At 55.2% G+C, this 24,196-nt stretch carries 17 protein-coding genes and 1 tRNA gene; 3 read left to right on the top strand and 15 right to left on the bottom strand.

Features of this window, described 5'->3' with window-relative positions; all coding sequences use genetic code 11:
- Nucleotides 1-73: 73 nt before the first annotated feature.
- The 3 genes from HMPREF2981_RS02590 to HMPREF2981_RS02580 all read right to left on the bottom strand — a co-directional run bounded on the left by HMPREF2981_RS02590 (nt 74) and on the right by HMPREF2981_RS02580 (nt 3,853).
- Nucleotides 74-1,420, bottom strand: a complete 1,347-nt coding sequence (locus HMPREF2981_RS02590) for an AI-2E family transporter (RefSeq protein WP_070660583.1) — start codon at nt 1,418-1,420, stop codon at nt 74-76.
- Nucleotides 1,421-1,568: 148 nt separating this feature from the next.
- The gene (locus HMPREF2981_RS02585; RefSeq protein WP_004006077.1) at nt 1,569-2,531 is read right to left on the bottom strand and encodes a Bax inhibitor-1/YccA family protein; all 963 of its coding nucleotides are present in this window, start codon (nt 2,529-2,531) and stop codon (nt 1,569-1,571) included.
- A 191-nt stretch (nt 2,532-2,722) separates the two neighbouring features.
- Complete coding sequence (locus HMPREF2981_RS02580; protein ID WP_246825229.1) at nt 2,723-3,853, bottom strand: MFS transporter; 1,131 nt, start codon at nt 3,851-3,853, stop codon at nt 2,723-2,725.
- A gap of 188 nt (nt 3,854-4,041) precedes the next feature.
- Here HMPREF2981_RS02580 and HMPREF2981_RS02575 point away from each other — a divergent pair, with 188 nt between their 5' ends.
- The gene (locus HMPREF2981_RS02575; protein WP_070660576.1) at nt 4,042-4,650 is read left to right on the top strand and encodes a TetR/AcrR family transcriptional regulator; all 609 of its coding nucleotides are present in this window, start codon (nt 4,042-4,044) and stop codon (nt 4,648-4,650) included.
- 22 nt (nt 4,651-4,672) lie between these two features.
- Here HMPREF2981_RS02575 and HMPREF2981_RS02570 read toward each other — a convergent pair whose 3' ends face one another.
- Nucleotides 4,673-5,575: a Cof-type HAD-IIB family hydrolase gene (locus HMPREF2981_RS02570; RefSeq protein ID WP_004006074.1), complete on the bottom strand. Its 903-nt coding sequence runs from the start codon at nt 5,573-5,575 to the stop codon at nt 4,673-4,675.
- Between the two features lie 227 nt (nt 5,576-5,802).
- On the opposite strand from HMPREF2981_RS02570, the gene HMPREF2981_RS02565 reads away from it, so the two are divergent.
- Nucleotides 5,803-7,020 carry a GmrSD restriction endonuclease domain-containing protein gene (locus HMPREF2981_RS02565; RefSeq protein ID WP_139044895.1) on the top strand — a complete coding sequence of 406 codons (1,218 nt, stop codon included), beginning with the start codon at nt 5,803-5,805 and terminating at the stop codon, nt 7,018-7,020.
- Nucleotides 7,021-7,264: 244 nt separating this feature from the next.
- Nucleotides 7,265-7,687 carry a DoxX family protein gene (locus tag HMPREF2981_RS02560; RefSeq protein ID WP_037231975.1) on the top strand — a complete coding sequence of 141 codons (423 nt, stop codon included), beginning with the start codon at nt 7,265-7,267 and terminating at the stop codon, nt 7,685-7,687.
- A 215-nt stretch (nt 7,688-7,902) separates the two neighbouring features.
- Here the strand turns inward: HMPREF2981_RS02560 and HMPREF2981_RS02555 are convergent.
- The 11 genes from HMPREF2981_RS02555 to HMPREF2981_RS02505 form a co-directional block, all read right to left on the bottom strand.
- Nucleotides 7,903-7,976 (bottom strand) — tRNA-Leu (locus tag HMPREF2981_RS02555).
- A 70-nt stretch (nt 7,977-8,046) separates the two neighbouring features.
- Nucleotides 8,047-9,429: an NAD(P)/FAD-dependent oxidoreductase gene (locus HMPREF2981_RS02550; protein ID WP_004006071.1), complete on the bottom strand. Its 1,383-nt coding sequence runs from the start codon at nt 9,427-9,429 to the stop codon at nt 8,047-8,049.
- A gap of 453 nt (nt 9,430-9,882) precedes the next feature.
- The gene (locus tag HMPREF2981_RS02545; protein WP_004006070.1) at nt 9,883-12,471 is read right to left on the bottom strand and encodes a S8 family serine peptidase; all 2,589 of its coding nucleotides are present in this window, start codon (nt 12,469-12,471) and stop codon (nt 9,883-9,885) included.
- Nucleotides 12,472-12,511: 40 nt separating this feature from the next.
- Nucleotides 12,512-13,468, bottom strand: coding sequence for a Ppx/GppA phosphatase family protein (locus HMPREF2981_RS02540; RefSeq protein ID WP_037231835.1), 957 nt, complete (start codon nt 13,466-13,468; stop codon nt 12,512-12,514).
- Between the two features lie 142 nt (nt 13,469-13,610).
- Nucleotides 13,611-14,198: a DUF501 domain-containing protein gene (locus HMPREF2981_RS02535; protein ID WP_070660573.1), complete on the bottom strand. Its 588-nt coding sequence runs from the start codon at nt 14,196-14,198 to the stop codon at nt 13,611-13,613.
- 72 nt (nt 14,199-14,270) lie between these two features.
- On the bottom strand, nt 14,271-15,197 hold the full coding sequence (locus tag HMPREF2981_RS02530) for an FtsB family cell division protein (RefSeq protein ID WP_004006067.1): 927 nt from the start codon (nt 15,195-15,197) through the stop codon (nt 14,271-14,273).
- 325 nt (nt 15,198-15,522) lie between these two features.
- A complete protein-coding gene (gene eno, locus HMPREF2981_RS02525) occupies nt 15,523-16,806 on the bottom strand; it encodes a phosphopyruvate hydratase (protein WP_004006066.1) in 1,284 nt (427 codons plus the stop codon).
- A 458-nt stretch (nt 16,807-17,264) separates the two neighbouring features.
- Entirely contained in the window at nt 17,265-17,969 is a 705-nt protein-coding gene (locus HMPREF2981_RS02520) for a nucleoside triphosphate pyrophosphohydrolase (RefSeq protein WP_070660570.1), read from the bottom strand.
- A 13-nt stretch (nt 17,970-17,982) separates the two neighbouring features.
- Entirely contained in the window at nt 17,983-21,558 is a 3,576-nt protein-coding gene (locus HMPREF2981_RS02515) for a hypothetical protein (RefSeq protein WP_070660567.1), read from the bottom strand.
- Between the two features lie 313 nt (nt 21,559-21,871).
- Nucleotides 21,872-23,122 (bottom strand): amidohydrolase, encoded by a 1,251-nt coding sequence (locus HMPREF2981_RS02510; RefSeq protein WP_041321697.1) that lies wholly within the window; start codon nt 23,120-23,122, stop codon nt 21,872-21,874.
- A gap of 284 nt (nt 23,123-23,406) precedes the next feature.
- Nucleotides 23,407-24,195, bottom strand: coding sequence for a succinate dehydrogenase iron-sulfur subunit (locus HMPREF2981_RS02505; protein ID WP_013398564.1), 789 nt, complete (start codon nt 24,193-24,195; stop codon nt 23,407-23,409).
- Nucleotide 24,196 lies beyond the last annotated feature (1 nt).

Here is a 24,196-nt window from a genome sequence, read left to right as displayed (position 1 = left end):
AGAAGCCTAATACAGAACAGAAAAGCCCGCGTGAGATGAATAACGCGGGCTTTTCTGGAGGGGAACCACACAATTATGTATCGTCCTTGGAAGACGAGACGGTTTTAGTCACTTGTGCAGAGCTAGGCTCAGGTGCGGTGCCTTCGGAATCGTCTTCACCACGAATCGCTTCCCGCGCCTGCGCAACAACCTTCTGTGCTTTTTCTTCACGCTTTTTTGATTTCTTACGGCGCTCAACCTCATGCGGGAAGAGGAACTCTTCACGGCGCAGCTCCGGATCATCCTCCCACTGCCGTGCAGCCAAGTAGCGCACAACCGAGTTCACGACGGCGAGCACGGGAACCGCAAATAGTGCACCCGCTGCACCGAAAATCATGGATCCGCCTGCCACCGCAAAAATCACGGCGAGCGGATGCAGAGAGACCGCTTTACCCATGATGAGCGGCTGCAGAATATGCGATTCGAGCTGCTGCACCAAAAGTACAATGCCGATCATAATGAGCGCCTGAACCGGCCCCAAAGCTACCAGTGCCAGCAGGACAGCGACCGCCCCAGAAATAAGGGCGCCAATAACCGGGATAAAAGACCCTAAGAAAACCAGAACCCCCAGCGGAATCGCCAGCGGAACCCCCAAAATGGCGGCGCCAACACCAATGCCCACAGCGTCAATAGCGGCTACCAAGATCTGTACCCGCACATAAGCGCCCAAGGACTTCCACCCTGCACGACCCGCACCGTTCACCGCATCACGTGCCTGCTTCGGGAAGAGCTTGACGATAAACAGCCAGATGCGCTCTCCCTCCATCAGGAAGAAGACGAGGGTAAAAAGAGTAATAAGCACGCCGGTGGCAAACTCTGCAGCGGTAGAACCAACCTCTGATACGCTCCGCAAAACGGTTGAGGGGTTATTGCTCACCGCCTGTTCTATCTGATTAAGAATCTGGTTAAGCTGATCAGCGCCCAGCTCATACCCCATGCCCTTAAGCCAGTCCACGAGCTGCTGATACCCTTGAATGGCGTTGTTGGTAAGCGAGACAAACCCCCGCACAAGCTGCTGCCCGGTAAGGGCCAGTAAAGCGGCAATTCCTAAAATCATGCCGAGTTCGGCGATAGCGGTCGCACCGCCAGCACGAATACCGTGCTTACGCATAGCGTAGACGGCGGGGCTTAGAAGCGCAGCCAAAAGCGCAGCTACCATCGCCGAAATAATCAGCAGAGACACCTTTGAAAGCCCCTGCCATACAAGCCACACGGCACCGACCACTACGATCAGACGCCACGACCAGGCCGCTGCGGTATTAAGAGCGTAGGGTACGCCGGTACGGGCTAATTTCTGTGCCCGCGCATCCTGTTCACTCTCCCCTGCCGTTAGGTTTTGATGCGTGCTGCCGGTGTTCTGTCCGGCTACGGATTCGCTCACTCAAATCTCCTGAAAAGTCGGTGCTATAGAAATCGTCTCTCGCCCATGCCGTTGCTGCGGCATATAGTTATTCCGCAAGTCTAGCAGGCTCAAAACAAAGAATCGGCGGCACCCACCGGTTGTGAGTACCGCCGTATCCTCAATGCTGTTAGTCCCTGTTGACCATTTCGTTGATGTACATGAGAATACGCAGAATCTCAATGTACAGCCAGACCAGCGATGCGGTCAGGCCGAATGCCAAACGCCATGACTCGCGCTCGGGAAGACCTGCTTCCACCGCCTCGGCAGTGTTGGTGAAGTCCAGCAGAAGCGAGTAGGTTGCCATAGCAACAGTAAACAGCCCCACAATCAGACCCAGCGGAATACCGCCGATGCTCAGGCTGCCCAGGGGCGAACCAAACAGACCCGCACCAAGCCAGGAAACAATGCCGTAGATCAGGTAAGCGAACATGCCGATCATGAAGATCTTGGTCATCTTCGGGGTAGCACGGATCTTACCGTTTGCGAAGAGAGCCAAGGTAAGACCGGCGACAATCACGCTTGCCAGCAAAGCCTGAATAGCGATGCCCGGGTAGCTCTTATTGAGCAGACCGGATATACCACCCAAAAGCAGGCCCTCGGACACGGAGTACAGCATAACCAGAGCCGGGGAAACCTTACGTTTGACGGCGTTAACGATACCCAGGATCAGACCTGCGATAAGTCCCACGAACATGAGGTAGGGCAGATACCAGGAAACTGCGGCACCGAGCACCACAAGAGCCAGGTTCAGACCGGTCTTCATGATCACATCGTTCATGGTGAGGCGGTCGCCCTCGGCAACGGGAGCATAGCCGGGCTGTGCATACGGATCGTACTGCGCCTGCTGGTACTGGTCATAGTTCGCTTGCTGCGGCTGAGCATAAGGCTGCTCGTACTGAGCATACTGGTTCGGCTGCGGCTGACCATAACCGTAGGTCTGCTGACCGTACTGCTGCGGTTCACTGGAGTAGTTCGGCTGTGCCTGATACTGACCCTGCGACGAGGAACCACCCGCACCAAAACGCCCGAAACGGGGATCGCCTTGCCTATTTTGCTTGGCGATTGAATTAATAAACGGGTTACCCGCCATCATTCTCTCCTTCGGTGAGATTTACAAAGAGTTTCTCAATATTCTATCGAATTCTGAGAAATTCCGGGGATTATTCCTCCATAAAAGCTCATATTCAGGGTAATTTTGAGGTGCCATCATGTCTTTTTCACCCTAAGCTGTACTCCCCCACAGTTTAAGACTTCTGCAGGGTCTCAAAATCATGATCCTCCTCAAACTAGCCGGTTGTTTATTCGCGAAGCGGCCGCGAGTGAAAGCAGAGCCAGAATTAGGAAGCCCACCAGCAAAAGTATGAGAGTGGTGAACGCTAAGGGTAACGCGCCGATAACAGGCCCCAGGCTTGCTCCCACAAACAGAACAAAGCCGTTAAGAGCCATGCCGCTGGCACGATGCGGTGCCGCCGCATCGCCGTAGAGAGTAATCATCGAGGGAATCGCTAAAGCAACACCCGCAACATAGATGAGGCTGCATATGACGATGCCAGCAAGTACCTGTGAGCACAGTATCTCGCCCAGCAGCCCAAGAATAGATAAACTGTACCCAAGCTGCGCCACGCGAAGTACCCCGTATTTTTTCGAATAAGAACCCGCATAAAGGCTTATCAGCATTGCCGGAAAGGCAGCAAGACGCACCCAGATGATACCGGATGCCGCGACGCCTAGGGTTTCAAGATGCCGCCCCAGCCCCGTATATAAGGCCACAAAGGCGAGGAGCAGGGTAATGTGGGCAAGACCGTAGAAGAAGAAAATAGGCTTGATACAGAGGGAACCGAGGGTCACGTATTGTTTCCACAACGATGTCGTTTGTCCAGTGCGGGGGCGCTCAAGCATCGTACACAGAACCAGAGAAACGGTTCCGATAAAGATAAGACCGCACACCCCGAAGAACCATCGCCAGCCAAGGCTCAGGGCAATAATAGAGGCGAGTACTTGCCCGAAAATTCCAGCCGCCAAGAACGCAGTGGACATTGCACCGATAGCTCGTGCTCGCCCGGCAGGCAGTACAGATTCCGTGAGATACGCTAGGGCGACAGGTGCGAATCCGGCGGCGGCCATTCCCTGGCAGGCCCGCAGAATAGCGAGCATACCGAGCGTAGGAGCGAAGGCGCATCCAAAAGTGGCTAGGGTAAGCACGCTCAGGGAGATCACTATAACCCTTTTTCGTCCGTAACGATCCGAAACCGGTCCCCATATAAGAAATCCCACGGCGTAAGCAAGGCTGAAGCACAGCGACAGGGCGAACGTTGCGTTAGCTCGAAAGGCAGACGAGACCGGGGCGAGCAGCGGTATGGAAGCGTATAACTGTGCTAAGACGAACAGTGCCGTGGATACCAGAATTACCACCGCAGTTCGTGTAGCAGGATATTCTTCGGAGGTTGAAGAGGCCGATGTAGTGGTGCTTGTTGTCGTGTTCTCTGCATGGTGATACATGAGTAAACTCCAATCCAACGAAAGCGTTGGAATTAACCCTAGTACCATTAAGACGTAAATTGCAACCATAACGTTGGAAGTGTCGAAAGCGAGTATTACAGATGATGGCTTGGGATACCGAAAGTACGAAACAAAAGATCAAAGGGGCTGCTCTGACCGAATTTACCGCGTACGGCCCCGATGGGACGACCGTGGAGCGTATCGCCAAGAGGGCGAAGGTCAATAAGGAGCGTATCTACAACTATTTCGGGAACAAACAAGAGCTCTTCAGGGGCATTCTGCGCGAAGAGCTCGAACAAATCGCCCAAACCGTTGGTCTCACGTCATTTGCCTCAGAAGATATTGGTGATTACGCCGGACGCATGTACGACTACCACCGTGAACATCCCGATCTAATGCGTCTGCTGCGCTGGGAATCCCTCACAATTGATGGTGAAGTCCCCCATGAGAAATACAGGCGCGGTCACTACACCTTCAAAGCGAATGCGGTGCGCGCTGGGCAAGAGGCAGGTTCCGTCACGGACGATATAGACGCCGCCTATCTTGTACTTTTTATTCTCGCTATCGTGGGGTGGTGGTCGGCTATGCCGCAGGTATCTCGCATGCTCTGCGGCGAACCGACCGAAGAGGAACACCGCAAACGTCGCGCCGCCGTAGTGGAGGCAGCGCGGAGGCTAGGGCGCCCACATTGCAAGTCGGATAAGAGCTAAACTCCTTTATTGGTACGGGGGCTTACCCGTCTAATTCGTCGAGCATGCTCTCTAAATAGTCGAGCACCGCACCGTCATTATGCGAGCCGATCACCCGCTGAGACACAGTCTTGAGCTCGTCTGAAGCGTGGGCCATTGCCACACCGGTACCGGCGAACGAGAGCATCTCAAGATCGTTATCGCTATCGCCAAAGGCTACTATCTGAGTAGGGGTTATCCGCAAACGATCACACAGGTCTTTCAGCCCCGTTGCCTTATTCACACCGGCACGCACCAGGTCGATTGCACCGAAACCACTAACGAGCGGGGTTACCGTCTGCGGCAGGGTACGCCGTAACTGTGCTGTAGCATCCGGTAGATCCCGATGCGTTACTTGCAGAGAAAATTTGATAGGAACACCACGCACCTGCTCGTAAGAGCTGATACGCTCGGTTCCGGGATAAAACATACTGGCAAAAGCGAAGGGATCAATATTCTGCGGCAATGGCTTACCCTGCACCTCAAAATAGTCCCGGATAATGTTCATAACCGTTTTTTCGCGGTTTTCCAGTATAAAGCTGCTCTCTGCCGTACACACAACGATCCCAAGCTGAGGCATACCGTTCAGTATCTCGTACACACGCGGCAGATCCTCGGCAGCAAAATGATGCACCGCAAGTTCCCCGGAATCATCCGCTACATAGGCACCATTTTCTGCGATATAAATAATGTCTCGATGTTCAAAACCATGCATATACTGGCATAATTTCGTGTAGGTATTTCCGCTTGCCACCACAAAATAAATTCCATGCCGAGACAAGCGGGTTAGGATTCTCTCAAAACGCTCAACATCGAACGTCTTATCATCATTCAGGAAAGTACCATCCATGTCTACGGCAACCATACGCACGGGCTTGTTGCTGCGGTTTTCCTGCTTTGTGGGCATTGGGGTTCCTCTAATAATCGGCATGTACAAAGGCTACGTTTATAAACACAAGCTGACTGTACGCGGGAGAGATTATCGTTCTGCTCCGCACATTTCTCCATTCATTTTAGTTTCTTTATATACACAAATCGTGTGACATCACTAAAATTCCCCCTTTACGGGCGTTTTCTTTCTATACTGTGAAAAGCATTCACTCTATGCACACATACAATCTCTAGGAATCATTGATGTTAAAAATACTGTCATCGCGCTCTGGCGCGCATGTCTTTTGGCCCTCTGCATCAGGTCAAGGGCATTCCTTGAAACTCGGCACAAGATTTTCCGCAGCTTTTCTAGCCCTAGGACTTGCGCTGAGCGGATGCTCTTCTGAAACTATCACAATTTCTGAGTCAACCGTCTCTGCGCCCAGCACCCCCTCAGCGAACTCGGCAGCTGAACATTCTTCTACTTCTTCACAAAGCGCAGAGGCCTCACAGCAACCCACGGTTTCCGCGCAGGAATCGGAACAAACACCCACCGTGACTGAGGTAGGTGAATCACCTGAAGAGAATAATGCCGATACTTCGACGGCTCATCCGGGTTCCCAAATTCGCCCCGGAACCGTCACTATCGTCAATCCTGATACCAGCTCCGTTGAGCCTCAAGGAACGGCGCCTATAGGATCTGACGAGGCTAGTGAGGCCCTGCGCATCCTCAATACCCTTCCCGTTAAAGGCCGCGCCCCTAAGACCGGGTACTCCCGTGCCCAGTTCGGAGATGCCTGGAGCGATATCGACCATAACGGATGCGATACCCGCAATGACATTCTCAACCGGGATCTCACCGCAAAACAGCATAAAAACTCTCGCGGATGCGTGGTGATCTCGGGCATTCTTAACGATCCTTACACCGGGAAGGTCATTAATTTCATGCGTGGGAAAGATACCTCGGAGCAGGTTCAGATCGACCACGTTGTGGCGCTTTCCGACGCCTGGCAGTCGGGTGCTCAGGAGATTTCAGCTCAAGAACGCTTACAACTCGCCAATGATCCCGAAAACCTTCTGGCAGTTGATGGTCCTGCGAATCAGCAGAAAAGCGATTCGGATGCCGCCACCTGGCTGCCAGCAAACGCATCATTCCGCTGCTCTTATGTGGCACGTCAGATTCGGGTGAAAGCTAAGTACCACCTGTGGGTCAAACCAGCCGAAAAAGAGGCTATGATCAACGTTCTTACACCCTGCGCAGGAGCCGCAGAAGCACCACCAGCTCCGAAGCCTGCGCCTGATGCCCCCGCTCCTGTGCCCCAGGCGGATGCGCCTCCCGCACAGAACCCCGCCCCGGCTTTGGCATTTCAAACCTGCGCTGATGCCCATGCTGCGGGATATCGTAATATGCACCGCGGTGCACCGGGATATTCCGAGCATCTTGATCGTGACGGTGACGGCATAGCATGCGAGTCACGCTAAGTCTCTGAGACTTACCTCCGTCTGCACTCCCCTACAGATACACATACCCCCTCCCCCCCCCCGCCCTGACAAGCAGTAAGGGCGGGGGTTTACTGTCACAATTCTTCATCTTAAGGCCCATATAGACTCTTTAAGAGTGCAGCATCACGCCGAACCTGTGTTTAAGCTGTGTAGAACCTATGTAAAAAAGATTTATACATATTTACCTTTGCTTGATAAAACTTTACCTGACAACCTTGTAGTCATGAAGAATGAAATAACTAAATCTATTGGCACCCTAATTTTCCGCGTAGCACTGGGCTTCACCTTTGTCATGCACGGTTTCCAGAAGGCATTCCTGATCGGTCCCGCAGCAGAAGGTGCAGCGTTCGCCAAAATGGGTATTCCTGCACCCGAGCTTTCGGCGTACTTTACCATTGGTGCCGAGCTTATTGGCGGAGCTCTCTTGATCCTTGGTTTAGGAACTCGTTTTGCGGCCGCCGCCATCGCAATCGCTATGGCAGGTGCTTTTATTTTTGTTCACATCAACGACCCCTTCATCACCGATCAGAAGACCGGCGCAGGCTTCGAGTACGTTTTCATCTTGGGCATGGCAGCTATCATGTTCATTCTGACCGGTGGAGGCAGGTACTCACTAGATTCGTTCTTCAGTCGCAATAAGGCTTAACCGCCTGAGCATTCTTCCAGAACGTATCTACCACTCATTCGTCTACCCACCCGGAAGGCACCGTCGTCGCGACGGTGCCTTCTTTATATACCGTGGATTCTCCCCTACCCAGCGATCCCATGATTCTCATAAGGTAGAGATACACTCGCCTCCCAAGGCATACAAATAGCCCGTCGCATCCGAATACACATTGGATGCGACGGGCTATTATAGTGTGCCCCCAGTGGGACTCGAACCCACACTGGACGGATTTTAAGTCCGCTGCCTCTGCCAATTGGGCTATAGGGGCAAAGTCTAAACCCGCAAGACCATTACTAAGAATAGCATTAGTTTGCGGGTTTCGACGCCATTAGGCTCGTTTAGAGCTTTGCCTTAGTCTTCGCCGGTGCCGTTCCGGTGGCCTCTTGGAAAGCGAGACGCGGGGAACGTTGGTGGCGAATTGTCGTGGTGTCACGACCAAAGAGCTGGTTGAGTGCCCAGGTCGTCATAACGCGCACAGTACGCTCGGTCGTAGGAATTGCAGAACCGTGGTAGCCGCGGTGCATGATCCACGCGAGCGGACCTGCAAAGGTCTTGCCTTTGAAGTTTGCAACACCCTTCCACAGACCTAGACCGGCAACCACACCGATGGTCTCATGGTAGTAGTCGGTCAGAGGCTCGCCGCGGCGTGATGCCAGAATATTCTTGGCGAGAACCAAAGCCTGACGAGATGCGTGCTGTGCGTTTGGTACGCAGAAGCCGCCAACGCCGCCTCCGGAAAGGTCGGGAACGGCAGCGTTATCGCCAGCCGCCCAAGCGCCTTCAACCACACCATTATCGCCAGCCACACGCAAATCTGCGTTCACGCGAACGCGACCGCGTTCGTCGATCGGGAAGTCAGTGTTCTTGAGCATCGGCGATGCAGCAACACCAGCAGTCCAAATGAGCGTATCGGTATCCATCTCACCAGCGGGCGACTTATCTGTCATGTTGATGAGCTGCAGGTGACCGTCGGTAGCGTCCGAGAGGGAGGTATTGAGCAGAACCTCAATGCCGCGAGCGCGAAGCTCAGCCACAACCTTCTCGGCACGGTCTTCTGGGACCTCTGGCATGATGCGCGGTGCAGCTTCGATCATCACGAAGCGCAGGTCGGATACGCTCAAACGGTCGTTACGATTAACAGCTTCGCGAGCCATGTCTTCCAGTTCGGAGATGGTCTCAACACCGGCGAAACCGCCGCCTACGACGACGACGGTCAGGGCGCGGCGGCGAGCATCGGGGTCATCCAGTACGGATGCAACCTCAATACGTTCCAGCACCCAGTTACGCACGGAGACGGCTTCTTCGACAGTCTTCATGCCGATAGCAACTTCGGCAAGACCGGGGATTGGGAACGCACGGGTCACGGCACCAGCGCCGAGAATGATCTCATCATATTTCAGATCGAAGGGTTCGCCATTGTCGATGGGTTCAACCGTAGCGGTACGCTCTGCATGGTTAACGGAGACAACATGCCCGGGAATCAACTCGGTATCGCGCAGGTGCTGGCGGAGCGGAACGGTAGCGTTACGGCCTTCCATCGAACCCGCAGCGACTTCGGGCAGGAACGGCTGGTAAGTCATATAGGGGTTGGGCTCTACGATGGTTACCACGCCACCGGTTTGTTTGATAGCCTTCTGGATTTTCTTGGCGACGGTAAAGCCTACGTAGCCACCACCGACAATAAGAATACGGGGACGATCCTGTGCCTTATGAAACGACATATATTGCTACTTCCTAGATTTTGTTTACCCGCTGCGCTTTAGTGCGCGAGCATTCAATGATACGTTCACATGCGCTTCCCAGGGTGCAGGATACATGGACATGTGAACGAACAGAAACTCTTAAGCTTTCTCCGTAAGCCCCGATGTTCGGTGCCGCAAACGCGAAAACACTATTTTTCCTGCATGTTGTATACCACTATTTTACGCGTTTATCCCGAGGAAAACACATTTATGTAGGCATACGAAGTAAGGAAAACCGCCCTTGGATGATAACGTTTCGCGTTTATGCGCCGAGGTTTTGCCCCGCCAGTAGGGTTGCGTTCCGCATCATGTAGCGCGTCCTTAGGGTGTTTTAAACCTTTGCTCTACCCACAGACCAGGTGTTAGGAGTCACGAAGTTTTCTTCCACATTTTTATCGGAAATGTTTATTAACTGCGTGCTTTTCACTATCACTAGGAGGAGCTAGGATTCCGTGGCTCAGGTTCGTGAGCCGATGAAGGCTCTGGAATACCAGATTCCGGCGCGGCGGGTATTGAGGAACGCCCCGAAGCGGCACCCTGCGGACGTAGGCGCGACGAGTTAGCCGTCTTCTTGCGCGGCGTGCGAGTATTATGTTTCTTCTGGGCGGAAGCGACCTTTCGCGGTGCTGAAGCCGGGCGACTGTCCTGCCCCGTAGGATTCTGTACGGATGCTGAACTCGCTGCCTCGTCAGGAACATCTGGAACACCTGTTTCCGGAACTTGGCGCTTAATCCCGGAAATATGTGGCAGACGAGGTTTCCGATGCGGGGGTATCGGACCCCTGCCGAAGTGATGGGCTCGATGCTGTGCCATACCGTTCTTCTGAGCGGGTCGGTGCGAAGCTTTCCCGATCGTATCTGCCGATACCTGTGACGCTTCAGGATCGGAGGATTCCTGCCCTACGGTCGAGTCCTTAACCGGCTCGGCGGGACTCTGCGGGGTGCGAGATACGCCCTCGCTCTGAGCTACAGTCTGAGCCAGGGCAGGTTTTTCTGATTCCTGAGGTTCAGGTGCGACGGGTTTTTGTTCGGGTGTACTCCCCGGATCTGCCGGTTGTGTCGCCTTCATGGGGACAGCAGGAACCTGCGCTACCGTATTGTGCTGGTCGGTCTGCTGAGACTCTGCCGGTTTCTGCGTCTGCGGTAATGGCTGTTCTGGATACACCGGGGCCTGTTCAGCCACGCTTGATGCTGATGCCGCAGGTTGTACTGCGCCGACGTTCTGTGCCGAGTCAACATTGTGCTCCGTTGTGCCAACGTTCTGCACGATGGCAGGAGGCTGCGTGGGCACGGCACTCTGCTCGGTACCCGCTGCGGCTGCGCTCTTTTGACCCGCAACTGCATCCTGTTGTTTATCTAGGCTCTGATCCGCCGCAGGGTGGGGTTCGAGGGTGGAGGGCGCCGACGGCATCGCGACTGCGGCGTCTGGTGCCGGGGAGGGAATAGAGACAGGTGCAACCTGTGTTTGTGCCTGCGCAGCAGTCTCAGGTTCGGGGCTCTGGGGCGCGCTGGCAGCGGGCGACTGAATGGCAGGAGCGACTGGAGCAGGAGCATCCGGAACAGCAACCGAAGCTGCGGAGGGCTTGGAATGTGAAGCTTGCTTTGGCTCACCGTGCCCGTGCAGATGAGGATGCGGCACTACATCGCGCACATTAACGTGCAAGCGATGCAGACGACGAACGCTGCGTACCGTGAGCAGCCCCAAAATCACGAAGAGAGCACCCACGATGATAAACGGCAAAAATCCGCGGTCCTCAACCGGGCGGCTGGGCTCTGGGATCTTCGCCTTAACGATAGTCTCGCCTTCTTCATGCACCGGAGTGGCCGAAGCATCGGCAGGGGTTGGCGCAGGTACCTCTTGACGGCGATGCACTGCGATCCATGCCTTCAGCGACCCTAGCGGATTCTCCGTAGCATCCTGCGGGGTTGAAGGGTCCAGAGCCATCAGCGGATTTATGATGCCAAACCCGTACACCGGGTCACGCCCGGCAGCACCGGTGTCGTCGGCACTTTCAGTAATACGCTGAATAATCTGAGCCGCGCTCAGATTGGGGTACTTAGACTTAATCAACGCAGCAAGGCCAGAAACCAGCGGAGCGGACGCCGAAGACCCCGACCATATCATGTACTTATTCCCCGGTGCGGCAGCAATCATATCGTTGCTCGGCGCCGTCACACCAATAGAAATACCCTGAGTCGAAGAGCCCTTGGAAGCCTCACGCTGACGATCCACACCGCCAACCGTCAGTACCCCCGGAATAGTCGCCGGGGCGCCCACCTGGGTAATACCGCTGCCACGGTTACCGGCGGATGCTACGACGACCACGCCCTTCTCTTCGGCGTAGGCAAAAGCATCGTCCCAGCTCTTGGGCCAGGTCGTCTTATTCGAGCCAATAGAAAGATTGATTACCTGCGCGCCATGATCTACCGCATAACGCACGGCGGCGGGAATCTGCTCATCAATACTTTTCTCAGCATTTGAGACCATGTTAAGGGAGATAGGCAGAATCTTGGCGTCCGGTGCCACGCCGATAACACCCGCAGGTTTACCAGGCTGACCGGCAATCTTAGGAATACCGGAAACATTATGACCGTGACCGGCAATCAGGGATGCAACTTCGGTGCCGTGCATGGGTTCTACGCCCAGCCCCTGCCAACCGTTAGGAGAGCCTTCACCGGAGGCGTCATAACCCTCCAGCACGTTATCTACAAGATCCGGGTGGGTGCCGTCGACGCCGGTGTCAATGACGGCAACCGTCACGCCCGATCCCGTAGATTGTTTCCACGCATCCACAATCCTGTAGTCGGTAAGCCAATATTCGTGCTGACGAACGTCGTCCTTACCTAGAACGGCGGCTTCAGCGGGAGTGAGCGTTATAGGGGTTGGTGAGGCCGTCGGAGCGGCAGATGCAGGAGCTCCGGACAGGGCTAAACCGGTCGCGAGCGCCCCGCATCCGAGAAGCGCTACGACCCGACGTATGCTTGTGCGCGTCATCATGGCGATGTGGTTGGAACGCGTCATACCTGTGTACCTACCGTCGTTGGGTGTTAGTTGTACATGCTTAACGTACCTGGGATAGTGCTATGCCGTCCAGAATGTCATGTTCGCTCACCGTCACAGAATCGATGTTTCCTTCGGTGATCTCACGCAGACGAGTCATGATACGGGCGTAAATGGTAGCGCCGGCGCCAATAACATCAACTCGACCGGGGTGCATATACCCCAGTGCGGCGCGCTCCTCGCGGGTCATAGAGCGCAGCATCTCTGCCGTTTTCTGCACCGTATCTATAGAGATGGAAGAACCGTTAATAGCCTCGGAATCATAGGTCTTTAGCCCCAATGCCGCGGCGGCGATCGTGGTTGCAGTACCGGCAACGGCAACGGCTCGGGTAGCCTTTTCGAGAGGAACGCTCTGCAATACGGTGTCGATTGCCGCATCGGTGTCAGCTTCAACACGTTGAATCTGATCCGAGGTTGCGGGAGCAGATGCCATATGCCGTTCGGTCAGGCGCACGCATCCAATATTCACGCTTCTTGCCGCCTGCACACCTTCTTCGGTCCCAAGCACGAATTCGGTAGACCCGCCGCCCAGGTCAAAAACTACGGTCTTAGACGCATCAGCACCGACCGCCAGTACAGCGCCCGCAAACGACAGTTCCGCCTCTTCGTCGCCAGTAATCACCTCGGGCTCAATACCCAGAATGTCACGAATACCATCCATAAAAACCTGACGGTTTCCGGCATCGCGGGTGGCACTCGTCGCCACGAAACGAAGCTTCTTGACTTTGTGTTTACGCAAAAGTTTTGCGTATTCCCGCGTTGCTTCAAAAGTGCGATCCAAGGCCTCTTGAGCAAGCCATCCGGTCGCATCAACCCCCTGCCCCAGGCGGACAATACGCATCTGTCGTACCACATCGTTGAGGCGGGTTACCGTGCGACCGTTAACGGTTTCGGTGCTGGCGTCAGCGATCAGAAGACGGATAGAGTTGGTACCGCAGTCAATTGCGCCAACACGCATAATGGGCTCCAATCCACGCAAGGCGTGAGGTTCTTAAGGTTATCTAGCCTGCCGCAGATTAATGCGTCGAGCTACTTACATATTAGGTGCCCGTACCGGTTACAGGGAACGGCACGGGCAAAGTTCTTAAAAATGGCTGAAATTAGGCGTCCCGCCACGATGGTTCACATACGCAAACCTGCGGGGTCCACCAATCGGTGATTTCATCCAAACCCCAGTCCCCCATAGGGTTAATGCCGCGACCCACCGCCAGGGTGTGACCGATCACGGCATGCAGGCATTTGACGCGTGTGGGCATCCCGCCCGCCGAAATATTCTCAATCTCGGGCACCTCATCGGTTCCGCTGATCAGACGAATGCGCTCACGCTCGGCCAGGTAGTTCTCGTGTGCTAAGGTGTACCGGCTCGCAAGTTCGGTATCGTCCGCGAGCGCATCGGTCATCTCGTACATGAGGCCCCCCGCTTCCAGGCGGGATGCGGCCGCAGTAATCGCCGGATGCGCCAGGTAAAACACGGTTGGGAACGGGCTCCCGTTCGATAGCCTCGGCGCTGTAGCGGCAACGAGCGGGTTACCGCATACGCAGCGTGCGGGAATCTCAATAACATCCCGCACGGTACGGCCCAACTGTGCTGAGAGCACTCGGATATCTTGGTCGGTGGGCGTCAAGGTTTCTACGGTAACGCCGAAACCCTGCGGGGTGCGGTTTTTGAGGTCTTCTACAGTGCTCATAGATCTTTCTTGAAGAATCGGTACGTCAGGTTTTATCGTACAGTACAGTTCACGTGTACAGCCGTACCGGCGTTACTTATCAGCAGGTTTAGGCGAAGGAGCCTTACCATCATTCAGGGACCCCCAAAGTTTGTTCGTCCACGAATCTTCGGGAGCATTTTTCCCGGAGGCAGAGGTGCTGTCAGCCCGGCCGTCATCCGAATCTATACCGGTGACTGTATACGGGGTATCGCCCGGCGCCACATAGAATAGGCGGCTGCGCGCCTGCTGGCGCACATAGTCATCGTCTTGCCACCAGGTTTTCTCAGCTTGAAGCTGCACGTTTTCCTGTTTGAGCTCAGCAATGCGAGCCCGGGTAGTGTTAATTTCCCGCTGCTGATCAACATAGTTAGTCAGCGGGTATGCGGTACCCAGCAGGAGCACCGCTATCATAATAAGAATTCCCAAAAATTTTCCGCTAAAGCGATGCGCCGCGACGGGAGTCTCGTAATTCTCATCCTCATCGTGTTCGCGGTGAATGCGGCGTTCACGTGCATCGCGTTCCCTATCGGTGCGGTGTGCGCGGGTACGGGCGCCGAAGAAGCTGTTAGCGGCGCGCATCCAAGCGGGGCGCTGCAAATACGAGCGTTCTTCAACGGTTCGATGGGTTGCGGTGATGTGGGGTTCCTTCGCCGCAGGTGCAGAAGATTTGACGCTCGCGGACTTAACCTGTTGATTGTGCGATTCACGATGCGCTGGCTGCGGGGGCGGCAGGGTGGCCTTCGAGCGCCGCGCAGTTGGCTTCTGCTGAGCCCGCTTATCTGCGGTGTTGGTCGTGCGGGATGAACCGGGTTTATGCGCCTTCTGCTTGCGGGCACGGGATTTACGGGCAGATGCTGGAGCATCGGAAAGACTTTCGCGCGCGGCGGCGGACTGGCTGCCACGTGATGTGCGACCTCGACGCGGTTCCTGCCCCGCCGGGCTTTTGCGTCGTTCACGTCCGTCGCGCTGAGCCATCATGTAGTGCTTTCCTTCCCTGCCCCTAAGTCTTTGATTACCATTCTAAGCTACCGTAAACGTTCAGACGGAGTTATCCCCCGAAAAAGTGATATACCCGAACTATTGCGAGTGCGTTCCCCTAACCCCTAGGGAAAACTGAGCTGTTAGATTCGGAGGGATACATGTTCAAGAACCATAAAGCGCGCCATCGTCGTATGCGCCCTTCTAGAGAGAAGTCTACGAAGAAAAACAGGAGATAAAAAATCTGGTGCTCTCGCAGGTAATGTACCAGTCGAGAGCACCAGATTATGATGTATACGGTTCTAGCCGTCCGTATATTATCGCGTTACGCCTTCTTGAAGCGGGGGAATGCTGACTTACCAGCGTAAACAGCGGCATCGCCCAGTTCTTCCTCAATGCGCAACAGCTGGTTGTACTTTGCCACGCGCTCGGAACGTGCGGGTGCACCGGTCTTGATCTGACCCGCGTTAGTTGCCACAGCGAGGTCAGCAATGGTGACGTCTTCGGTCTCACCGGAACGGTGAGAAACCATGCAGCGGTATTCATTGCGCTGTGCCAGTTCCATAGCATCCAGGGTCTCGGTGAGCGAACCGATCTGGTTTACCTTCACCAGCAGAGCGTTTGCCGCACCCTCGTTGATGCCCTTCTCAAGGCGCTCGGGGTTGGTCACGAATAGGTCGTCACCGACGATCTGAACCTTGTCACCAATCTGCTCGGTCAGGGTCTTGTAGCCTGCCCAGTCGTTCTCGTCCAGCGGATCCTCAATGGAAACCAGCGGGTACTTCGCCACAAGATCAGCATAGTATGCGCTCATCTCTTCGGCGGACTTCTTCTGACCCTCGAAGTCGTAGGCACCGTCGTTGTAGAACTCGGAGGACGCAACATCCAGTGCGAGAGCAACCTGCTCGCCGGGCTTGTAACCAGCCTTCTCGATTGCCTCGATAATGAGGTCAAGAGCCGCAGCGTTGGATTCAAGGTTCGGTGCGAAGCCGCCCTCATCGCCCAAACCGGTGGAGAGGCCACGGTCGTGCAGCACAGACTTGAGCGAGTGGTAGACCTCGACACCGGCGCGCAGAGCATCCGAGTAGTTCTCAAAACCGATGGGAGCAATCATGAACTCCTGAATATCAACGTTGGAGTCTGCGTGAGAGCCACCGTTGAGGATGTTCATCATGGGAACGGGAAGCACGTGGGCGTTGGGGCCACCCAGGTACTTGTAGAGGGGAAGGTCTGCGGACTCTGCGGCTGCCTTAGCGACGGCCAGAGAAACACCCAGAATTGCGTTAGCGCCGAGTTTGCCCTTGTTGTTGGTGCCGTCCAGAGCAATCATGGTTGCATCAACAGTACGCTGATCAGCGGCGTCGATACCGATAATTTCTTCCGAAATCTCTTCAATAACAGATTTAACGGCACCCAGAACGCCTTTGCCTAGGTATACGGACTTGTCGCCATCGCGACGCTCGACTGCCTCCCACTCGCCGGTGGATGCGCCCGAAGGCACAGCGGCACGTGCGAAAGCACCATCTTCGAGCAGAACCTCAACCTCAACGGTCGGGTTGCCGCGGGAATCCAAAATCTGACGGGCGTGAACTGCGGTAATAACAGCCATGAAATTGCTCCTTAGAGAGTACAGGATATGACGGCTCGCTCCTGTGATGTTGGGCGAGTCCCGTTGCCCTAAATTTTACCAAAACTCCCACACAAACACACTAGTTACCACGGGATTTTTTGCGATTCCTGAGGGTATCCAACACCTTTAGTCCCTTGTAAACTCGCCTCTCAAAAGTCATTCCCCCTGTGGACGCAGCATGTCCTCGCACCGCAGGCACCAATTCGAACCCCAACCGATAACGACAAAGTTCTTTATCACACTCTACTAAAACGATTGAACATCTTTAGAGCCGGTTTCTACATCGCGCAACACAGGTGTGCAGTGCTTTATGTCCCACCCACGAATGTAACCAGTGGAGCTCTATTTCAGGGCATAAAACAGACACCTTTAGATGCGAAAAACTATCGCATCTAAAGGTGTCTGATAGATACTCTTCAGCCTACGCGGCCACGAGGCTATTGGTTGTACTCAATAAACTTGCGGGTGTAAGTACGTAGGGCACGTTCCGCATCCAGCCCATTCTGACGCGCGCGGCACACAAGCGAAAAAAGTAGCTCACCGAATTCTTCCTCACTATAAGTAAAAGGAAGATCATCGTCCAAGGAGGTAGGCTCCGGCGGAAGCACAATGTCGGCCTTGCGGGCCTTAGCAATCGTCTTCTCCGCTAGGGCCAGTGCAGGAAGATGAGGGGGAATGCCGTCAAGCGGACCTCGATCGGATTTCTCCGTCTTCTTAAGCTCATCCCAGAAAACCTGTTGTTCGGCGGCGGTCATCCGAGACTCGTCCGAAGAATCGCTGAAAACATTCGGGTGCCGATCGTGAAGTTTTGCGTACAGACCCTCGATCACCTGCTCGATCGTAAAGCCGCCCGGTTCTGCCGCCGCAATATCGGCATGGAAGAGAACCTGAAGCAGAACATCGCCCAACTCTTCGCGTAGAAGCTGCAGGTTTGTACCCTCGGGTGCCTCGACAGCCTCCACGACCTCATAGGATTCCTCAATGAGGTATCGAATGAGGGACTGATGAGTCTGTTCGGCATCCCAGGGGCACCCATCGGGGGCGCGCAGGGCTGCCATCGTCTGCACCAGACGCTCGAAGGCTTTCCCCGCGCGTGCGGCAACTTCAGCTACCGTTTTCTCAGAAACTCTATCTTCATTCACGGGCAGGCTTCTCCTACATGCTCCAGTGAGTCAGAGCATTCGCCATATGCGCCGGAATCTTAGCCCCCAGACGCGGGAACATGCGCAGTTCCTCTACATAGCGATCGGCCTCAAGCTGGCGGGGGTACCGTACGAAAGCTTGCTCATTCGAGTAATCGAATGCAGACTGCACGGGCACGCCCGGGGTGAAGGTCAGGCTCATGGCGAGTGGCGACCCTTCACCTTCGCTGTAGGAATCGGCCTTGAGCGTGGGAATACCCAAATCTTCTTCCGAAACTAACTCGAAGGTTCGTACCTGCTCCCAGAATCCGTTGCGGCGCACGTGGGTGAGCACATCGTAGTAAGAGCCCACCGAACGTACCCGGATCAACACGGTCGTTGCATCCTTAGCGCTACCATTCTCGCCGAAAAGAGCTTCGGTCACCGGTGCCAGATGCTCAATCACCTTAGCATCGGTAAGTACTAGGTTACCCTCGGCAAGCGCATCGCCAGCGAGCACGGAGGAATGTGCCTGATGCGCGGGGGTATCCGGCTCGGCCTCTGCGGGAGGCAGATCTGCGGATTCGTGCTGCGCGGTCTTACCGTCTGCAGTTGAGGTTTCAGACTGAGCAGCAACAGCGGTTGCAGACTGCCCGGCGAGAGCATCCTGCTTATTCGACGCCGATTCCTGATGCTTTGTGACGGTCGAGCCTGTCAGCGAGTCCTTCTCGACTTCGGGGACGAGAGCGAGGTCATCCACATGCTTGGGCAGTGCAGAGGAACTGTGGGTACTGGTGGTGCCAGCCTGGGATTCCTCCACCACAGCCTGAGTTACATTCGCACTCTGATTCTCTGAGGTGTAACCCGCAGTAGTCTTGGCATCACTCTCAGCCTTGACGGTGCTCTCGGAATCAGCCGCCTTCTGTGAGTCCTCGCTCGTCTTATCAGCAGCGGACTTCGAGTCGGTGCCCGAGGTCTTCACCGCAGCGGAAGTATCCGCAACGTCTTCCTTCGCGTTCGATGCAGTCTTCTTTGCTTCGGAGGATGCCACGATAGTCGCCAAAGCCGCCTGCATGCTGTTGAGTTCTTCTTCGTCTTCAGAAGATTTCTCAACCTTGGTTTTCTCTACCTCAGCTTCGGGGGTGGAGAGGCCGGAAGAATCCTTGGATTCGGATGCGTCAGACACCGCCGATTTCTCGGATTTCTCGGAGACAGCACCGGCTTTAGCGCTGTCAGTCTCGGTCTTGCTCTGCTCAGCAGCTTGAGCATCGTGACGACCGGTGACATTCTGCGGATCCGCATCGTAATCGTATTCGTAGCGCGAATCCTCGCGGTCGCTCTTCGACGATGACGTGATCCCGGCAGCCGTCACGCCTGCGGCGCCAAGGGTACCTGCAGCGAGCGCGCTTGAACTGCTCTTGGTCGATTCTGCTGTAGCAGAATCAGACTTTGCAGTATCTGCTTTAGCCTTAGCAGAAACTTCCTGCTCCTTTTCGTGAGCGCCAGAGGGCTTCTTCTCGGAATCTACGGTATGTTCGGATTTCTCAGACTTCTGTGAATCTTGAGTATTGGCTTTGTCGGCATCAGCGGACTTGACGTCCTGGGCGTGGTCATCAAGATCTTTCGCCTTCTGAGACTCAGCGGTCTTAGCCTGTTCATCGCTCTTATCCTGAGCGAGCTTTGCCTCAGATTCCTTCTGCGAAGAGGTATCATCGGCGGAATCAGCCAGCACTGAGGTCTTCGCGGTCGACGTTTTCTGAGCTGCAGCTTCGGTGGATGCGGTGCTCTGGTCGGCGGAGGACTTTGCCGATTCGGCGCTTTTCGCTGATGAGTCTTTCTGTGAAGCCGAGTCTTTCTCGCTCGTTTCGAGAATGTAATCCGTGGTGTAGCTCGATGCATCGGCGGTGTTCGTGTACGAAGCCTGTACCGCTACTAGCCCGTTCTCGCTGGGGTTTGCTACCACGAGGGCACGGTTCCACACCCTGCCCGCGTCCTGTGCTCGCACGTAGAGCGAGGCAATCGACGAGAACCACGCATCGGTCGGAACCACAACACCCTGTTCGACTTCGCTGCCGCGATGGAAAATCCGGTAGTGCATATCGTCGCCCAGCTGACGCAGTTCGTAGGACACCTTCCCGGAGCCGTATCCGCGCATCGCAGTTACGAGGTCGTGCAGCGGATTCTCGGGGGTGAGAACCTCCGCTTTTTCGTTCCCTTCAACGGATGCTGCTGCATGTGATGATGCGGCTGCGGCGCCGTTCTGAGAAGCTTTTTCATCGCGCGCAGTATTTTCAACGTCCTGTTTCTTGGAGTCTTTATCTGTGAAAGAGTGGGCTGAGACCTCATCTGCCACGGTCTTCTCGTGCTGTACAGCCATCTTCTCGGCAGAGGTCTTCTCAGCCGAAGTTTCGACGCTGCGATTCTTCTCGGGAGCCAAGGTTTCAGGATCGTTACGGTCATCAAGATGTTTGGCGGAACCCGTTGCCCCCGAGCCGACAAACTCGATCTTGTCGGACTTCTTCGAGGCTGACGGGGTGCCCGAAGACTCCAACCCGCTCGTCGCCTGAGCCTCAGGGCTAGGTGACTTTTTCTCGTGTGCAGAGGCTTTTACATCCGAAACAGATTCGGATTCTTGGGGTGTGGACTCAAGCGTAGACTTCGAGTCGGCGTTCGCTGTCTTCTTATCGTTTGAGTTCTTAGACTCAACACCGGGCGCGGGAACAAAAGCAGGCTTCTCTTCGGCATCGGTAGGCACGACTCCTGCGGCAAGTTTCTCCCGCTCACGATCCTCAACATTCGGGGTCTTGATGTCCGCAGAGTCTTTCTCTGCAGAAGAAGACGGGGCGGCAGCCGCATCGGCATGTGAGGATACTGAGGAGGTATTCCCCTCGTGCTCGGTGCCGTATTTCGTCTCGTTAAATTCTTTAAGTGCGTCCTGCACGTTTTGTTTCTGGGAGCCTGCTTCGCTCTGTACCGATGCGGTACCCGAAACAGATGCCGCATCTGATGAGGGAACCGCAGTGGCGGAAGAGTTAGTCTCAAATGCATCCGCAGGCATACTCGTTGCGCGGTACTCAGAAATCTGGGGTGCACGTTTCGGGGCGGAAGTATCGGGTGTCTGGGCTGCTTCTTGTGTGAAAGAACCCGTCTGGGCGGCATCTGCGTTCGCAGCCTGTGAGGAAGCACCCACGGTTTTCTTGCCTTCTGCTGACCCGGAAGTCTTCGCTTCGCCTGCTATGGATGCCGAAGGCTCAGCAGAAGAGCCGCTGTGCTGCGCGGACTGTTTCAAAGCATCGACGTTAAGGTCAGAAGTATCTTTGCTCTTCTGCTCTTCCTGTTGCATGCGAGTGCTCTCAGCCTGCACAAACCGGCGCAGGGAATTCTCCCAACGCTGCTGTTCATTCACACGTTCCGCGAGGGTACGATCCGATGCCTCTGCATCGGAGTTAGGGAGGGCGGATTTTACGTCGTCAGCCTGTGCTTCTGCCTCAGCCTGGGCGGCTTTCGCCTGCTCTTCCCACTTCTTCTTACCGATTCCAAAGAATCCCACAGAGTTCTCCCACTCGTCAGCTGTTCGGCGCCCCGCAATGACGCGGCGCGGTTCGGTCATCCCCTATAGTTTATCCTGCAAATGTTATTCATGAGTGGGTATGACGCAGGTTTTGACGTTCATGCGCGGCTTAACACCGTTTTTTCTAGTGTAGACATCACTATTTTGGTTTTTCAGACGCAACCCCACTCCCCCAGCAGATGCCCGCTATTTCGGCGATGCACCCGCACTTGACGTATTCCTCCTGTGACGAAACCCGTTCTTTCATAAAGTTTTCGTAAAGATTTGGCGGAGACCCCCATAAATATTTCTCGGTGCTGCGTGCTTCGGCGCCAGTGCCCGGAATATCCTCTATTACAGGTTGTCCGTAATATTAACGCGCCTCATCCCGCACCGGGTTCGCGGCCTTCGCAGCCTTCGCGAGCTCAAAACGCACGGCACGCAACGCAGTCGCCGCCATCACGCGCACACCCACGCCAATCGCCTGCTCATTAGGAGCGTAGTCCCCCTGATGTAAGTCGTAGACAGGATCTTCCGGGGCGCGAGTTCCTAGGCGGAACATCGAGCCTGGAACCTCCTGCAGAATCCACGCGAAGTCTTCTCCACCCATTGATTGCTCAACCAACACGATGGACTCTTCGCCTAATTCGGCGCGCGCCGCGTTTTCCAACATGGTGGTTTCCGCGTCGGTATTGACGACCGGGGGCACGCCGCGGATATGTTCGACCCTTGCCTGTACACCGAAGGGAACCGCGACTTGCTCGATTACCTCGTCCAGCAGGTTGCCCGCCTGACGCCACACCTCAACATCCAGACATCTCATAGTGCCCGCCAAATAGCCTTCAGCGGGAATAGCGTTCGGGGCAACCCCGGCGCTCACCTGCCCCCACGCGACCAGCACGCCGGAACGCACATCGGTACGGCGTGTGAGCACGGAAGGAACCTGCACGGCAATCTGACTCATCGCGTATATAAGGTCCTCAGTCAGATGCGGTCGAGAGGTATGACCACCGTGACCACTCAGGTGAATCTTAATCGTGTCTGAAGCACTCGTAATCGCCCCGATGCGCGTGCCAATTTTCCCCAGTTCAACCTTCGGATCGCAATGCAGAGCAAAAGCACGTGGGATATTGCGTAAAAGACCTTGCTCAATCATCTGTACAGCCCCACCCGGCAACTGTTCCTCGGCGGGCTGGAACAGGATACGCACGCTACGCCCCAGCGGAGTCTTCTCGTTCAGCTCGTGAAGCGCTAAAGCAACCCCAAGCATGACGGTCTGGTGAATATCGTGCCCGCAGGCGTGCATCACCCCGGGTATGGTCGATGAATAAGGCAGATCCGTCTGTTCGACGATGGGAAGCGCATCAATATCGGCGCGAAGAGCTAAAGCAAACGGTCCGTTTCCGATATCGACGTAGCAACCGGTGCCTTCGCAGGCAATAGGGTTCAGCCCTGCCTCACGCAGCGTCGTCATAATGCGTTCAGTCGTTTTCACCTCGCGGAATGAGAGCTCCGGGGTACGGTGCACCTCGCGGCGAAATTCCACAAGGGTAGGCATCATGCGAGCCACCCAGTCGTCGAAGACAGGGGTCGAAAGATCGTAACGTGAGTTTGCAAAAACCATAGTTCGAGAATAGCGCGAATCCGCAGTCAGTACACACCTTCTGGCTGCCTTCTTACGTTCGTTGAAGTTTTTGTACGAGACGTGACGAATCATCGCGTTGTGTGGCGGGTTTATGACATTGTGACTGATTGTGACGAGGCTGAAACCGCCGCCTGCAGACGCGGAAATTAACTAGCGGGTACCAGTTCGCACTAATATCGCAAACAAAAATGCGGTGTGGGCGTCACCAATCTTGCGCCCACACCGCATATTTTGTGTCTCTACGAGTTCTCCAGTCGCCAGGCTTAGAGGGCTCGCGCCAAAATAGCCTGCTTGACCTCGGCAATAGCCTTAGTGATCTGAATGCCACGCGGGCAAGCCTCAGTGCAGTTGAAGGTTGTGCGGCAGCGCCACACACCTTCTTTATCGTTGAGGATTTCCAATCGCAGATCCCCAGCGTCATCACGTGAATCGAAGATAAAACGATGCGCATTCACGATGGCAGAAGGACCGAAGTACTGACCGTCCGTCCAGAAAACGGGGCAAGAGGAGGTACAAGCCGCGCACAGAATGCACTTTGTGGTGTCGTCGAATCGGGCGCGTTCTTCCGCAGACTGCAGACGCTCACGTTCTGGTTCATTCGAGTCATTGATGAAGAAGGGCATGATCTCGCGGTACGCCTGGAAGAAAGGCTCCATATCGACAATCAGATCCTTCTCGCAGGGAAGACCCTTAATTGGTTCAACGATAATGGGCTTGGTAATGTCCAGATCCTTGAGCAGGGTCTTGCACGCTAGGCGGTTACGTCCGTTGATGCGCATCGCATCCGACCCGCAGATACCGTGCGCGCAGGAACGACGGAATGAGACCGAGCCGTCGAGCTCCCACTTGATCTTATGCAATGCATCCAGCACGCGGTCGGTGCGGTACATGGTCAGATTGAAGTCATCCCAGTATGCTTTATCCGATACTTCGGGGTTGTAACGGCGCACGCGAATCGTCACGTCATAGGTGGGGATGTTCCCGGAGTCTGAACCGGACATACCTTCAAAGAGCTTGACCGATTCCGGTTCGGGAGTTTCGTGTTCAGCCATT

Source organism: Rothia sp. HMSC069C01 (assembly GCF_001814655.1).
Classification (GTDB): domain Bacteria; phylum Actinomycetota; class Actinomycetes; order Actinomycetales; family Micrococcaceae; genus Rothia; species Rothia dentocariosa.
This window is presented reverse-complemented; position numbering and strand designations above follow the sequence as displayed.

Excerpts from the sequence above, each read along its gene's own strand:
- HMPREF2981_RS02585 (WP_004006077.1), bottom strand. The coding sequence starts at position 2,531 with ATGGCGGGTAACCCGTTTATTAATTCAATCGCCAAGCAAAATAGGCAA.
- HMPREF2981_RS02550 (WP_004006071.1), bottom strand. The coding sequence starts at position 9,429 with ATGTCGTTTCATAAGGCACAGGATCGTCCCCGTATTCTTATTGTCGGT.
- HMPREF2981_RS02540 (WP_037231835.1), bottom strand. The coding sequence starts at position 13,468 with ATGCGTGTTGGCGCAATTGACTGCGGTACCAACTCTATCCGTCTTCTG.
- HMPREF2981_RS02530 (WP_004006067.1), bottom strand. The coding sequence starts at position 15,197 with ATGATGGCTCAGCGCGACGGACGTGAACGACGCAAAAGCCCGGCGGGG.
- HMPREF2981_RS02570 (WP_004006074.1), bottom strand. The coding sequence starts at position 5,575 with ATGCCCACAAAGCAGGAAAACCGCAGCAACAAGCCCGTGCGTATGGTT.
- HMPREF2981_RS02545 (WP_004006070.1), bottom strand. The coding sequence starts at position 12,471 with ATGACGCGTTCCAACCACATCGCCATGATGACGCGCACAAGCATACGT.
- HMPREF2981_RS02515 (WP_070660567.1), bottom strand. The coding sequence starts at position 21,558 with ATGACCGAACCGCGCCGCGTCATTGCGGGGCGCCGAACAGCTGACGAG.
- HMPREF2981_RS02505 (WP_013398564.1), bottom strand. The coding sequence starts at position 24,195 with ATGGCTGAACACGAAACTCCCGAACCGGAATCGGTCAAGCTCTTTGAA.
- HMPREF2981_RS02565 (WP_139044895.1), top strand. The coding sequence starts at position 5,803 with ATGTTAAAAATACTGTCATCGCGCTCTGGCGCGCATGTCTTTTGGCCC.
- HMPREF2981_RS02560 (WP_037231975.1), top strand. The coding sequence starts at position 7,265 with ATGAAGAATGAAATAACTAAATCTATTGGCACCCTAATTTTCCGCGTA.
- HMPREF2981_RS02535 (WP_070660573.1), bottom strand. The coding sequence starts at position 14,198 with ATGAGCACTGTAGAAGACCTCAAAAACCGCACCCCGCAGGGTTTCGGC.
- eno (WP_004006066.1), bottom strand. The coding sequence starts at position 16,806 with ATGGCTGTTATTACCGCAGTTCACGCCCGTCAGATTTTGGATTCCCGC.
- HMPREF2981_RS02575 (WP_070660576.1), top strand. The coding sequence starts at position 4,042 with ATGATGGCTTGGGATACCGAAAGTACGAAACAAAAGATCAAAGGGGCT.
- HMPREF2981_RS02510 (WP_041321697.1), bottom strand. The coding sequence starts at position 23,122 with ATGGTTTTTGCAAACTCACGTTACGATCTTTCGACCCCTGTCTTCGAC.